This is a genomic window from Chromobacterium sp. Panama (assembly GCF_003052555.1).
Taxonomy (GTDB): Bacteria; Pseudomonadota; Gammaproteobacteria; order Burkholderiales; family Chromobacteriaceae; genus Chromobacterium.
The window spans coordinates 3325064-3338508 of sequence record NZ_QARX01000001.1; the positions used below are offsets into that span (position 1 = coordinate 3325064).

At 64.6% G+C, this 13445-nt stretch carries 10 protein-coding genes; 7 read left to right on the forward strand and 3 right to left on the reverse strand.

Annotated elements, in window-relative coordinates:
* Positions 1-123 precede the first annotated feature (123 nt).
* Entirely contained in the window at positions 124-2955 is a 2832-nt protein-coding gene (gene uvrA / locus DB032_RS15000) for an excinuclease ABC subunit UvrA (RefSeq protein WP_107800187.1), read from the reverse strand.
* A gap of 177 nt (positions 2956-3132) precedes the next feature.
* On the opposite strand from uvrA, the gene DB032_RS15005 reads away from it, so the two are divergent.
* From DB032_RS15005 to DB032_RS15020, 3 genes are all read left to right on the forward strand, one after another.
* Positions 3133-4494 carry an MFS transporter gene (locus DB032_RS15005; RefSeq protein WP_107800188.1) on the forward strand — a complete coding sequence of 454 codons (1362 nt, stop codon included), beginning with the start codon at positions 3133-3135 and terminating at the stop codon, positions 4492-4494.
* A 47-nt stretch (positions 4495-4541) separates the two neighbouring features.
* On the forward strand, positions 4542-5015 hold the full coding sequence (locus tag DB032_RS15010) for a single-stranded DNA-binding protein (RefSeq protein WP_107800189.1): 474 nt from the start codon (positions 4542-4544) through the stop codon (positions 5013-5015).
* 703 nt (positions 5016-5718) lie between these two features.
* Positions 5719-9609: a non-ribosomal peptide synthetase gene (locus tag DB032_RS15020; RefSeq protein WP_107800191.1), complete on the forward strand. Its 3891-nt coding sequence runs from the start codon at positions 5719-5721 to the stop codon at positions 9607-9609.
* A 177-nt stretch (positions 9610-9786) separates the two neighbouring features.
* On the opposite strand, the gene DB032_RS15025 is transcribed toward DB032_RS15020, so the two are convergent.
* A complete protein-coding gene (locus DB032_RS15025; protein ID WP_107800192.1) occupies positions 9787-10146 on the reverse strand; it encodes a translation initiation factor Sui1 in 360 nt (119 codons plus the stop codon).
* A gap of 156 nt (positions 10147-10302) precedes the next feature.
* Between DB032_RS15025 and DB032_RS15030 the strand changes: the two genes are divergently transcribed.
* From DB032_RS15030 to DB032_RS15045, 4 genes are all read left to right on the forward strand, one after another.
* Positions 10303-10626, forward strand: a complete 324-nt coding sequence (locus DB032_RS15030; protein ID WP_107800193.1) for a thioredoxin family protein — start codon at positions 10303-10305, stop codon at positions 10624-10626.
* Positions 10627-10665: 39 nt separating this feature from the next.
* Positions 10666-11076, forward strand: coding sequence for a VOC family protein (locus tag DB032_RS15035; protein WP_107800194.1), 411 nt, complete (start codon positions 10666-10668; stop codon positions 11074-11076).
* Between the two features lie 78 nt (positions 11077-11154).
* Positions 11155-11613, forward strand: coding sequence for a MarR family winged helix-turn-helix transcriptional regulator (locus DB032_RS15040; RefSeq protein ID WP_107800195.1), 459 nt, complete (start codon positions 11155-11157; stop codon positions 11611-11613).
* Positions 11614-11638: 25 nt separating this feature from the next.
* Entirely contained in the window at positions 11639-12211 is a 573-nt protein-coding gene (locus tag DB032_RS15045; RefSeq protein WP_107800196.1) for an isochorismatase family cysteine hydrolase, read from the forward strand.
* Between the two features lie 111 nt (positions 12212-12322).
* Here the strand turns inward: DB032_RS15045 and DB032_RS15050 are convergent, their stop codons facing one another.
* A complete protein-coding gene (locus tag DB032_RS15050; RefSeq protein WP_107800197.1) occupies positions 12323-13240 on the reverse strand; it encodes a bestrophin family protein in 918 nt (305 codons plus the stop codon).
* Between the last annotated feature and the right edge of the window lie 205 nt (positions 13241-13445).

Consider the following 13445-nt stretch of genomic DNA (forward strand, 5'->3'; position numbering starts at 1 on the left):
TGATGCGATGGCCCTTGGGCGACACGCCGTCCAGCTGGGCTGGCGACGCTGTTCGCCCCTTGCCGCCGCCGGTATTTCTTTATAACAGTAAGCTGTCTATCCGCGCATTGTACTTGATTGCCATCAGCCTTGCTCGCGCTGCAACAAAGGCTGCAAATAGCGCCCGGTATGGCTGACCGGATTGGCCGCCACTTGTTCCGGCGTGCCAGTGGCGATGATCTGGCCGCCGCCGGCGCCGCCTTCCGGCCCCAAATCTATCAGCCAGTCCGCGGTTTTGACCACGTCCAGATTATGCTCGATCACCACGACGGTGTTGCCGCTTTCGCGCAGGCGGTGCAGCACTTGCAACAGCAGGTCGATGTCATGGAAATGCAGGCCGGTGGTGGGCTCGTCCAGGATATACAGAGTGCGGCCAGTGTCGCGCTTGGACAATTCCAGCCCCAGCTTGACGCGCTGGGCCTCGCCGCCGGACAGGGTGGTGGCGCTCTGCCCCAGGCGGATATAGCCCAGGCCCACATCCATCAGCGTTTTCAGCTTGCGCGCCACAGTGGGCACCACGCTGAAGAAGTCCAGCGCCTGTTCCACCGTCATTTCCAGCACTTCGTGAATGCTCTTGCCCTTGTATTGCACTTCCAGGGTTTCGCGGTTGTAGCGCTTGCCGTGGCATACGTCGCAAGGCACGTAGACATCCGGCAGGAAGTGCATTTCCACCTTGATCACGCCGTCGCCCTGGCAGGCCTCGCAGCGGCCGCCCTTGACGTTGAAGGAGAAGCGCCCCGGCCCGTAGCCGCGCTCGCGCGACAGCGGCACGCCGGCGAACAGTTCGCGGATGGGGGTGAACAGGCCGGTATAGGTGGCCGGGTTGGAACGCGGGGTGCGGCCGATCGGGCTCTGGTCTACGTTGATCACCTTGTCCAGCTGCTTCAGGCCCTGGATGTCCTGGTAGGCCGCCGGTTCTTCGCTGGCGCCGTTGAGTTCGCGCGCGGTGATCTTGTACAGGGTGTCGTTGATCAATGTGGACTTGCCGGAGCCGGACACGCCGGTAATGCACACCAGCATGCCCAAGGGCAGGTCCAGGGTGACATCCTTGAGGTTGTTGCCGCTGGCGCCGATCAGGCGCAGCATGCGCTCCGGATCCACCTCGCGGCGCTCGCCGCCCAGCGCGATGCGGCGGCGGCCGGACAAGTAATCGCCGGTAACGGAATGGGCGCAGGCGGCCACTTCCGCCGGGGTGCCGGCCACCAGCACTTCGCCGCCGTGCTCGCCGGCGCCCGGCCCCATGTCCACCAGGTAGTCCGCGGCGCGGATGGCGTCTTCGTCGTGCTCGACCACGATCACGCTATTGCCCAGATCGCGCAGCCGCATCAAGGTGGCCAGCAGGCGGTCGTTGTCGCGTTGATGCAGGCCGATGGACGGCTCGTCCAGCACGTACATCACCCCGGTCAGGCCGGAGCCGATCTGGCTGGCCAGGCGGATGCGCTGCGCCTCGCCGCCGGACAGGGTGTCCGCGGAACGGGACAGGTTCAAGTAGTCCAGGCCCACATTATTGAGGAAGGACACCCGCTCGCTGATCTCCTTGACGATTTTCTCCGCCACCGCCTGTTTCTGGCCGCTGAAAGCCAGTTGGGCGAAGAAGCCGGCGGTGTCCTTCAGCGGCATCTGGTTGATCTCGTACAGCGTCTTATCGCCGACGAAGACATGGCGCGCCTCCAGGCGCAGCCGCGAGCCCTGACAGTGCGGGCAGGGCTGGTTGTTCTGGTACTTGGCCAGTTCTTCGCGCACCGCGGAGGAGTCGGTTTCGCGGTAGCGGCGCTCCAGATTGGGGATGATGCCCTCAAACGGATGCGAACGGCTGAATTTGGTGCCCTTCTCCGACATATAGCTGAACTCGATGCTGTCGCGGCCAGAGCCGTGCAGCACCACATTGCGCACTTTTTCCGGCAGGTCTTCAAAGGCGAGTTCGGCCACGGAAAAACCGTAATGCTCGCCCAGCGCCATCAGCATCTGGAAATAGAACTGGTTGCGCTTGTCCCAGCCCTTGATCGCGCCGGCGGCCAGGCTCAGTTCCGGATGCGCCACCACGCGGCGCGGATCGAAGAAGGTGATTTCGCCCAGGCCGTCGCACTTGGGGCAGGCGCCCATGGGGTTGTTGAAGGAGAACAGCCGCGGCTCCAGCTCCGGCAGGCTGTAGGAGCACACCGGGCAGGCGAACTTGGCGGAAAACCAGTGTTCCTTGGCGCTGTCCATTTCCACGGCGATGGCGCGGCCCTCGGCGTGGCGCAGCGCGGTTTCAAAGCTTTCCGCCAGCCGCTGTTTCATGTCCTCGCGCACTTTCAGGCGGTCTATCACCACTTCTATGGTGTGCTTCTTGTTCTTGTCCAGCTTGGGCACGGCGTCGAGTTCAAACACTTCGCCGTCCACCCGCACCCGCACGAAGCCCTGGGCGCGCAGGTCTTCGAACAAGTCCAGATTCTCCCCCTTGCGGCCGACGATGACCGGGGCCAGGATCATCACCCGGCTTTCCTCCGGCAAGGCCAGCACATGGTCCACCATCTGGCTGACGGTTTGCGAGGACAGCGGCACGCCGTGCTCCGGGCAGTGCGGCTCGCCGACGCGCGCGTACAGCAGACGCAGGTAGTCGTGGATTTCGGTGACGGTGCCCACGGTGGAACGCGGGTTGTGGCTGGTGGCCTTCTGTTCGATGGAGATCGCCGGCGACAGACCTTCGATCAGGTCCACGTCCGGCTTTTCCATCAATTGCAGGAACTGGCGCGCATAGGCGGACAAGCTTTCCACGTAACGGCGCTGCCCTTCCGCGTACAGGGTGTCGAAGGCCAGCGAGGATTTGCCGGAGCCGGACAGGCCGGTAATCACGATCAATTGGTGGCGGGGCAAATCCAGGTTGATGTTCTTCAGATTGTGCGTGCGTGCGCCGCGAATGCGAATGCTGTCCATATTGGAGCGTAACTCACCGTCGGTCAGGGAACCTGTTAATATACCTGACTTGGCAAGTCTGACTCCACCAGTCTTTAACGCGCGGCGTCATCCGGAACGGCGCCGGACCGTTACTAGAACCATGGGGCGCGGCCCGCAGGCCGCAGCCCGCCAGCAACACAAACGACGCACACAAGAATGAACGCAACAGAACTCCGGGCCAGCCTTGGCCTCGCCGGCATCTACGCCCTGCGCATGCTGGGCATGTTCCTGATCCTGCCGGTATTCGCCCTGTACGCCCAAACCCTGGAAGGCGCGGACAATCACACGCTGATCGGCATCGCGCTGGGCAGTTACGGCCTGACCCAGGCCCTGCTGCAACTGCCGCTGGGCATGCTCTCCGACAAGATAGGCCGCAAGAAGGTGATTTACGGCGGCTTGCTGCTGTTTGCGCTGGGCAGCTTCGTCGCCGCCGGCGCGCACGACATCGCCACCCTGACCGTGGGCCGGGTCATCCAGGGCGCCGGCGCCATTTCCGCCGCCATCACCGCGCTGCTGGCGGACCTGACCCGCGAGGAAAACCGCACCAAGGCGATGGCGATGATAGGCATGTCCATCGGCACCACCTTCGCCGCCAGCCTGGTGCTGGGGCCGCTCTTGGCCAAATACATCGGGGTCAACGGCATTTTCGCGCTCACCGGCGTGCTGTCGCTGGCGGCGCTGATCGGCGTCTGGCTGATCATCCCGGACCCGGTCAGCTCCCGCTTCCACTCCGACACCGAGGCCAACGCCAAACGGCTGCCGGCGGTGCTGAAAGACCCGCAGCTGCTGCAGCTCAATTACGGCATCTTCGCCTTGCACGCGGCGCAGATGGCGATGTTCGTCACCATTCCCTTCGCGCTGATCAAGACCGCCCATCTGGACAAGACCCAACACTGGCAGGTGTATCTGCCGGTAACGGTGATCGGCTTCCTGCTAATGGTGCCGGCCATTATCTACGGCGAGAAAAAAGCCAGGCTCAAACAAGTGTTCGTCGGCGCCATCGCGCTGATGACCGCCGCCCAACTGGGCATGGCGATGGCGCTGGACAGCTTCTGGCAGATCGTGATCTGGCTGGGCTTGTATTTCATCGCCTTCAATATCCTGGAAGCCACGCTGCCGTCCTTGATTTCCAAGATCGCCCCGGCGGATGCCAAGGGAACCGCGATTGGCGTGTATAATACCGCCCAATCCCTTGGCCTGTTCCTGGGCGCGGCCGTCGGCGGCTGGCTGTACACCCGCTACGGTCCGGCCGGCGTGTTCGGCTTCACCAGCCTGCTGATGCTCACCTGGCTGCTGTGGTCGCTGGCCATGCGGCCGCCCAAGCCGGTGCGCTCGGTGATGTATCACATCGGCGAGGACTGGCGTGGCGACGCCGGCGATCTGTCCCGCCAATTGGCCGGCGTGACCGGCGTGCATGAAGCCGTGGTCGTGTTGGAAGACCGCGTGGCCTACCTGAAGGTATCGCAGCGGCAGTGGGACGAGGCGACGGTGCAGCGCCTGATCGGAGCCACGTTCTGAGCTGCGGCGACAGGCCAAATATTTAGATTTTTATTCGGAGACATCTGATGAACAGCATCACCTTTGACGGCCGTCTGGCCGCCGACGCCGAACTGCGCTACACCCCCAGCGGTGAGCCGGTACTGTCGTTCCGCGTAGCCAGCGACATCGGCTTTGGCGAGCGCAAGAGCACCAACTGGTTCAGCTGCCAGGTATGGGGCAAGCGCGGTGAATCGCTGAAGAACTACCTGGCAAAAGGCCAGCAAGTAACCGTTTACGGCCAACTGACCCTGCGCGAATGGCAGGACAAAGAAGGCAATAAACGCCTGTCCCCGGACGTGCGCGTCAATGAACTGAGCCTGCAGGGCGGCCGCAATGAAATGGGCGGTTCCGGCGGCGGCATGAGCGGCGGCGGCATGGACGACGGTTACGGCTACAACGCCCCGGCCCCGCGCCAGGAAGCCCCGCCCGCGCCGCGCCGCCAGGAGCAGCGCCCGGCGCCCAAGCAACTGGACGACATGGACGACGACATTCCGTTCTAAACACCGGATCGTCACTGTCAAACAAGACCGAAATACAGGGCGCCGTCAGCGGATGGCGCCGGATTTCGGTCTTTTTCTTTGCTGTTTCGCCCTAACCCCCGCCCGCCCCGCTTATCCGGACCGGAGGCAAGCCGGACTTGAACGCCGCGCTGGCAAGCGCGTCAGCGTCCTCCTCTGTTCGCCAATCGGCATGCATCTCCCTCCCGCCACCCCTGTCCGCAGCCAAGCCAGGGCGCAGCTTGCTGCGCCGCATCGTACTATCTCGGAACATTAAGCGCCTGCCGTGTCTAGCTTTGGCTGTACTTGAGCCGATATCGACACTCTCGAAATGTGCGTTTGCACAAATGAGACAAATCCACTTCGCCGACATATGTCGAGTGAATTTTACTGTGTCAATTTCATGCCGTATTGATATAATTTCCACGTATTATCAAAACGACATATTCGGCCTGTCTTATACGACATGTGCAGGGCACCCATGAAAAACGCCGCATCGCGCACCGTACTCCGTCAGCCACGCCAATCCACGGCGTCGCCAACCGACCCGCCCCTCTCCGGGCCTATCCGCCGCCCGTAAAACCCATCCCGTACTAAAGCCGCAACGATAGCGGCGACGCGTCCTTCTTTTTTGTCGCGCCTTCATTCGCCCTTAACTTTATTTTAAATAAATATCAACAACTGTAAAAACTATATTGGAAACATTATGCTAGACGATAAATCGATCTGCCCGCTGAGCGCCGCCCAGCAGGAAGTCTGCCTGGCCATCGGCCAGGAAGGCCGTAATCTCCATTATCACCTGTGCGATGTGATCGAATTCACCGGCGACTTGCAGGCCCCGCTGCTGGAACAGGCCATCAAGACCGTGTGCAGACAAGTGGAAACCCTGCGCGCCGCCTTCGAAACGGACGCGGTCACCGGCCAATACCGGCAGCACCTGCGCCCCGAATTGCACGACGCCTATTTCTCCTGGCGCGACCTATCGGCCGAAGCAGACCCCGAGCAGGCCTACGCCGCCATGCTGAACGGCTTGCTGGCCGACGATATGGACCTGGCCCGACAACCGCTGATCCGGTATCTGATCGTCAAACTGAGCGACCGTCGCCACCGCATGATAGAGCTGGGCTCCCATCTGGTGGTGGACGGTTTCGGCCACGCCATCCTGTTCAAGCACATCACCGATTGCTATGTCCGGCTGGCGCGCGGCGAAGCCATCGAAGCGCTGCCGGCGCAGCCGCTGAGCCAGGTGTTCGAGGCGGAGCAGGCCTATCGCCAGAGCGAGTCCTATCTCAAGGACCAGTCTTACTGGCGCCAATACTGCCTGGACCTGCCCGACGCCACCCAACTGGTCCCCGGCGACGCGCCCCTGCGCAAGCTGAACCGCCTGCGCAAGGCCTTCTCCGGCGCGGCGGTGGACGGGCTGCGGGAAACCGCCGGCCAACACCGCCTGCGTCTGTCCAGCCTGCTGCTGGCGGCCTGCGCCACCTATCTGCACCGCATGACCGGCCAGAGCGAACTGGCGGTGGGCATGCCGGTGGCGGCCCGTCAGCTGAAAGCCCTGCGCGAGATTCCGGCCATGGTGGCCAACATCCTGCCGCTGCGCATCTCCTTCGCGCCGGAGGCCACGGTGCTGTCGGTTGCGGCGGACATCCAGCGCCAGCTGCGCCGCCATCTGCTGCATCAGGGCTACCGCTCGGAGGCCATGATCCGCGACCTGTACGCGGAACGCGGTCACAAGCCGCTGTTCAACACCCTGCTCAATATCGTGGCTTATGACCAGGAAGTGAGCTTCGACGGCTGCGAAGCCACGGTGCAGAATGTCGCCAACGGTCCGGCCGATCATCTCGGCATCGACATTTTCGACCGCAACGCCGACGGGCGGCTGGAGATAGGCTTCAACGCCAACGCCGATCTCTACCCGCTAGAGGCGCTGGAACTGCACTATCAGCGGATGATCCTGCTGCTCGAGCATTTCGTCGCCAACCCGGAAACCCTCGCCGCGGATTACCAACTGCTGCTGCCGGGCGAACGAGAACGCCGCTATCCGCTGCCGGCGCGCGCCGACGCGCAACCGGTCTTCGCCGACGCCTTCGCCGCCTCTGCGCTAAGCCACGCCCATCGGCCGGCGCTGCGCCAGGGAGAGCGCGAACTCAGCTACGCCGAGCTGGACGAGCGCGCCAACCGCCTGGCCAGCCTGCTGCTGACGCGCGGCGTGCGCCCCGGGGACGATGTCGCCGTCATCGTGTCGCGCAGCATAGAGTGGGCGGTCGCGGCCGTTGCGCTGTTCAAGCTGGGCGCCGGCTATGTGCCGGTGGACCCCGACCTGCCGGAAGCCCGCATCGAATACATTCTGGCCGACGCCTCGCCGGCCGCGGTCATCGTCGCCGGCGGCGACGCCGTCAAGGCCGGGATCGCGCCGGAAAAACAGCTGCTCCTGGACGCCGCGGCGTTGGACGCGCTGCCGCCGGCGGCCCTACCGCTTCCCCGCGTAGACCCCGCCGCGCCCGGCTATTTGATCTACACCTCCGGCTCCACCGGCAAGCCCAAGGGCGTGGAAGTGAGCCACCGCAACCTGGTGCCCATCGCCGACACCGCCATCCGGGCGGCGGGGCTGCAAGCCGGCCAGCGCGTGCTGCAATTCATCGCCGCCGGCTTCGACATGTCGGTGCTGGAAATCATGATGACGCTGCTGGCCGGCGCCACCCTGGTCATCTGCGACAAAGTCGCCAGCGCGCCCGGCAAACCGCTGGCCGCGCTGGTCAAACGGGAAAACATCAAGCTCGTGGTCATGACGCCCAGCCTGCTGGCCTACCACCAGACCGAGGACTTCCCGCAAGACACCGTCCTGATGCTGGGCGGCGAGCCTTGCACGCCGGCGCTGCTGGCGCGCTTCTCCCACTGCCGCCTGCTCAATGTCTACGGACCGACCGAAACCTCCTTCGCCACCTCGATCAACGCCGACTACGGCGACGGCGACCTGTCCATCGGACCCGCCACCGCCAATACCCGGCTCTATGTGGTGGACCCGCGGCAGCGGCTGCTGCCGCCCGGCGCCTGGGGCGATCTGTTCATCGGCGGCCCCGGCGTGGCCCGAGGTTACCGCAACAGCCCGGAGCTGACGGCCAAAGGCTTCGTCCCCGATCTGCTGGACCCCGCCGACACCATGTACCGGGCCGGCGACCGCGTGTTCTTCGACCACGCCGGCCGCATCCACTATCAGGGCCGCCAGGACAATCAGATCAAGCTGCGCGGGCTGCGCATCGAGCTGGACGAAATCAAGAACGCCCTGCTGGGCTGCGGCGGCGTAGAGGACGCCGTCGCCTTGCTGCGGGACCTGCCCCACGGCCCGGCCATCGTCGGCTATGTGGCCAACCAACAGCTGGACCTGGACAGCGAAGGCCTGAAACAGGCGCTGAGCCGGCAATTGCCGCATCATATGATCCCCAGCGTCATCATGGTGGTGCCCGTCTTCCCGCTGACGCCCAACGGCAAGCTGGCCACCGGCGAGCTGCCGACGCCGACGCTGCTGGACGACGGCGAACAGGCTCCGCCGCGCACGCCTGAAGAGGAAATCATGTGCCGCTTGTTCGCAACGGCGCTGGAATGCGGCGAGGTCTACGCCAATCAGAACTTCTTCGCGCTGGGCGGCCATTCGCTGCTGGGGCTGCAACTGATCAACCAGGTCAGGGAAACCTTCGGCGTCTCGCTGGGCATCGCCGACTTCCTGGCCGCCCCCACGCCGCGCCAGCTGGCCCTGCGCCTGCAACGGCCCGCCGCTTTCAGCGATCCTTTCGACGCCATGTTGCCGCTGCGCGTCCAGGGCGGCCGCCCGCCGCTATTCTGCATTCACCCGGGCGGCGGCATCGCCTGGCCCTATGCCGGCCTGCTGCCCTTCCTGCCCGAGGACCAGCCGCTGTACGCCATCCAGTCGCCGATACTGCGCGACCCGGAACGCATCGTCGAATCGCTGGACGAACTGGCGGAGGAGTACCGGCAACGCATCCAGGCGGTGCAGCCGCAGGGGCCGTATCAGCTGGCGGGCTGGTCGGTGGGCGGCAATCTGGCGCTGCGCCTGGCCGCCATGCTGCAGGCCGACGGCCACGAAGTCAGCTTCCTGTGCATGTTCGACAGCTATCCGCTGCAGGGCGGGCCGGCCTCGCTGAAACTGGACGACGCCACCATCATCACCCGCATGACCCGGGCCATCGTCGGCGCGCCGCGCGCCGGCATCAAGGGGCTGAAGAGCGCAATGGAAGAAGCGCTGGGCGGCAGCCAGGTCGGCGAGGAGTTTCTGACCCGGCTGGTGAACGACTCCAAGCTGATGCTGGAACTGCTCGCCCGCTGCCGCTACCAGCGTTACGACGGCGACCTGATCTTCATCCGCGCCACCACCGACATCCTGCGCCCCGAAGACCAGCAGCCGTCGCTCTGGCAGCCTTACGTCTCCGGCAAGCTGATTGAGTACGAGGTGAACGCGCCGCATGAATGCCTGCTGCAACGCCAATATCTGGAACAATTCGGCGCGCAATTCGCCGCCGAGCTGCAGCGACGGACGCCGCTCAGCCCCAGCCCGCAGCGGCAGGCGCAGCCGGCCTAAGCCCCATCGCCCCACCCAGCCCGCGGCACGCCGCGGGCTTTTTCATTCCGGCTCAACCAAAATCTCGCAAGCCAGCGCGAGACAAGGCCCTGCCGCTGAAAAAGCGGCAGGGCCGTACGGTGAAAAGCATGCCCGCCGCCTCGTCCCCGACAAGGCGCTACAGGCTTTGGAGCGCGTCTAGCCGCCGGCGCGCTTCACCGTCCAGCCGCGCTGCTTGAGCAAACCCTGCACCTGCTCGCAATGATCGCCCTGGATCTCGATGACGCCGTCCTTGACCGTGCCGCCGCTGCCGCAGGCGTTTTTCAGCTGTTTGCCCAGCTGCGCCAGTTCCAGCGCGTTCAACGGCGCGCCCTGAATCACGGTGACCGCCTTGCCGTTGCGGCCCTTGGTTTCCCTGCGCACCCGCACCACGCCGTCGCCGGCCGGCGCCTCCTGCTTGCCGCATTGGCATTGGGCGACGGCAAAGCCGCACTGCGGGCACATGCGGCCGTGTTCGGTGGAATACACCAAGCCGCCGGAAACATTGCGCGATTTCATGAGTTCAAACCCCGAGCCATTGATGAAACGGCCTGCATCGTCGCGGTTTTGCCCGGCTTTGGCAAGCCCGCCCCCCCCCCAGCCCTCTCATCACGGCGCTGGCAAATACGCAAGTCCTTTGGCATATTTAAAATCCACCCTTGCCCCAGCCTGACCATGGACAAGCTTTATCGCGACCCCGCGCCGGAACGCGCCGAACTGGATGCCCAGCCCGGCGTCACCGTGCTGGAATTCGGCGCGCCCTGGTGCGGCCACTGCCAGGCGGCTCAGCCTCTGATTCGACAAGCCTTGGCGGCCTATCCCGACGTCCGTCATTTGCAAATCGAAGACGGGCCGGGCCGCCGCCTGGGACGCAGCTACCGCGTCAAGCTGTGGCCTACGCTGATTTTCCTGCGCCACGGTCAGGAAACCGCTCGCCTGACCCGGCCGGCAACGGTGGAAGCCGTCAACAATGCGCTGCGGCAATGCCTGCAAGCCTGAAACACGGCCGCCCCTCCCCACCCACCAGGAGTCTCCCTGATGAAAACCCTGCTGCCCTACATCAACTTCCACGGCCAGTGCGAACAGGCGCTGGCCTTCTACCGCCAATGCTTCAACGGCGAAATCGTGGCGCTGATGCGCTTCGGCGACGCGGACTTCCCCAGCCCGGACGAGGCCAAGAACAAGATTCTGCACGCCGAGTTCAAAGCCGAAGGCGTTCATTTCATGGCCTCCGACGGCATGCCGGGCCGCACGCCCGCCATCGGTGAAAACATCACGCTGAATTTCATGCTGGACAGCGAGACGGAGCAGACCGCGATCTTTGAAGCCCTGGCCCAGGGCGGCCAGATCAACGAGCCGCTGCACGACGCCTTCTGGGGCGCCCGCTTCGGCATGCTGGTGGACCGCTTCGGCATACGCTGGATGAGCAACTGTCAAAAACAAGGCTAGAGCCGGCCTCGGCGTCGCTGGCGGCGCCGTTTTCTCGCCGAATTATCTATACAAACATAGCTATGTTAAGATAGAAAAATGCCTAACTCATCAATCCCGGCGGAGGCCGTGTCCCGGCTGCGCCTGCAACTGATGGCCTTGACGCGCCGCTTGCGCCAGGAGGCCCAGGACGACGAACTGCCGTTTGCCCAGCTATCGCTGCTGGCCAGCATCGAACGCGCGGACGGCGCCGCAACGCCGTCTGCGCTGGCCCGCGCGGAAAAGCTGCGCAGTTCCAACCTGGCCAGCCTGCTGCGCGAACTCGGCGCCGGCGGCCTGATTCTGCGCGCCGGCGACCCCAACGACGGCCGCAAAGTCCGGATTCGCCTGAGCGGCGCCGGCCGCCAGGTCCTTGACGCTCACCGCCTGCGCAAAGACGACTGGCTGCGCGCCGCGCTGGCCGGACTGCCGCCGCAGCGCCTGGAACTGCTGCTCGCCGCCGGCGAGCTGCTGGCGGAACTGGCCGCGGCTGAAACGCCGGCCGTTCACCGGTCTTGATCAATACGCCATAAGGAACTCAGCGATGAACACCGCTTTTATCGGACTGGACTATATCCGTGACATCATGATGGACGGCGGCAAGGTCGCCCGCTGCGCCGAGCACGCGCGTCAACGCGGCGTCATCGCCGCCGCCAACCAGGCCATCGCCGAGGCGCGCCGCCGCCGCTGGCTGGTGGCGCAGGTGAAAGTGGGCTTCGCGCCCTCCTATGTGGAACAACCCAAGGCCTCGCCGCTGTTCGGCCGCGCTCACGAATTCGGCGCGCTGGATCTGTCCGGCCCCGGCACCGCCTTCCACCCGGAGCTGGACGTAAGGCCGGAAGACGCCATCGTGATCAAGCCGCGCGTCAGCGCCTTCTACGCCACCTCGCTGGAAGCGGTGCTGCGCGCTCATCGCATCGAACGCCTGATCCTGTCCGGCGTCAGCAGCACTTGGGCGGTGCAGGCCGCCGCGCGCGACGCTCACGACCGCGATTACCAGGTGCTGGTGCTGGAGGACGGCTGCGCCGCCGCCAGCGAGGAAGAGCATCAGACCTCGATGCGCCAGCTGGCGACGATAGCCCGCATCATCAGCCTGGACGAGCTGGCCGCGCTGTAAGAACCTGTTTACGACCTGCTGCGCTTCGTGAGATGCGGCACGATGAGTACGCCTTGTCCCGCCTTAGCCCGCTAGATCGTAAACAGGTTCTAAGCTATGCGGCTCGATGGTTCAATACAGATAAATGCCCTGCTGCGACGGCGCCGGAGCCGCCACTTCCTCGCCCTGCATCTCGCGCAAGGAGGCTTCGATGCCGTGGCAGAGCGCGGACAGCGGCAGGTCGTTGCCCTCCTTGCCAAATGGCTCCTCCAGCTCCTCGCCTATCACTTCCAGCGCCAGATAGGTGTAGGCGATGAAGACCGCGATCGCCGGCGTCAGCCAGCCTATGCTGGTGACCAGGCCGGCCGGCAACAGCAGGCTGTACACCGTGACGGTGCGGTTGAGCAGCACCCGGTACGTGAAGGGAATGGGCGTGGAGGCGATGCGCTCGCAGCCGCCCAGCACTTCCGACAGCGAGTTCAGATTACGGTCCAGCGCATGCCATTGCATATCGCCCAACACGCCGTCGCCGCGCATTCGCGCGGCCAATTGCCCTAGCCAGGACAGGATCAGCGCCGGCTTGAAGCGCGCCGCCAACGCCTTGTCCAGAATCTCCTCCGGCAGCAAACGGCGCAGATGGGCGTCGGCGTCGTCGCCGCGCAACTGCGCCTTGAGCGCGTAGGCGAAGGCGCAACAGCCGTCTATCAGACGCCGCGCGTCCGCATTGTCCGGCGCCAGCGACAGAACCTGCCGCGCCAGCGAGCGGTTGACGATCAGCAAGCTGCCCCACAGCTTGCGCGCCTCCCAAAAGCGCTCGTAACTGACCGAGTTGCGGAAACCCAGGAAGATGGCCAGCGACACCCCCATCAAGGTAAAGGCGGGAATGCTGAGCGCGGAGTCCGCGTGTTCGCTCAGCCACCAGCCGCGCACGGCGGCGGCGGCGATGGAAATGAAGAAGACCAGCAGCAGGCGCGGCATGATGCGCGGCAGCACCGAACCGTGCCAGACAAACAACAGGCGCAGCCAGGAAGAAGTGGATCTAACAATCATGGCGGGAATATGACGAAGTAAGAACGTGTTTACGATCTCGCGAGCCAAGGCGAGATAAGGCGAAAACCGCTGAGAAAGCGGAATGTACACACGGTACATGAGCATTTCGAAGGGGTTTTCAACGCCGTATCGCCAACGCGCAGCTGATCGTAAACAGGTTCTAAAATGGTTGACCGGCCCCCATGATAGGGCAGCTTGGCCCCGG

Bases quoted from the DNA above. Each gene is read 5' to 3' on its own strand.
- uvrA (WP_107800187.1), bottom strand. From the start codon at position 2,955: ATGGACAGCATTCGCATTCGCGGCGCACGCACGCACAATCTGAAGAAC.
- DB032_RS15005 (WP_107800188.1), top strand. From the start codon at position 3,133: ATGAACGCAACAGAACTCCGGGCCAGCCTTGGCCTCGCCGGCATCTAC.
- DB032_RS15010 (WP_107800189.1), top strand. From the start codon at position 4,542: ATGAACAGCATCACCTTTGACGGCCGTCTGGCCGCCGACGCCGAACTG.
- DB032_RS15020 (WP_107800191.1), top strand. From the start codon at position 5,719: ATGCTAGACGATAAATCGATCTGCCCGCTGAGCGCCGCCCAGCAGGAA.
- DB032_RS15025 (WP_107800192.1), bottom strand. From the start codon at position 10,146: ATGAAATCGCGCAATGTTTCCGGCGGCTTGGTGTATTCCACCGAACAC.
- DB032_RS15030 (WP_107800193.1), top strand. From the start codon at position 10,303: ATGGACAAGCTTTATCGCGACCCCGCGCCGGAACGCGCCGAACTGGAT.
- DB032_RS15035 (WP_107800194.1), top strand. From the start codon at position 10,666: ATGAAAACCCTGCTGCCCTACATCAACTTCCACGGCCAGTGCGAACAG.
- DB032_RS15040 (WP_107800195.1), top strand. From the start codon at position 11,155: ATGCCTAACTCATCAATCCCGGCGGAGGCCGTGTCCCGGCTGCGCCTG.
- DB032_RS15045 (WP_107800196.1), top strand. From the start codon at position 11,639: ATGAACACCGCTTTTATCGGACTGGACTATATCCGTGACATCATGATG.
- DB032_RS15050 (WP_107800197.1), bottom strand. From the start codon at position 13,240: ATGATTGTTAGATCCACTTCTTCCTGGCTGCGCCTGTTGTTTGTCTGG.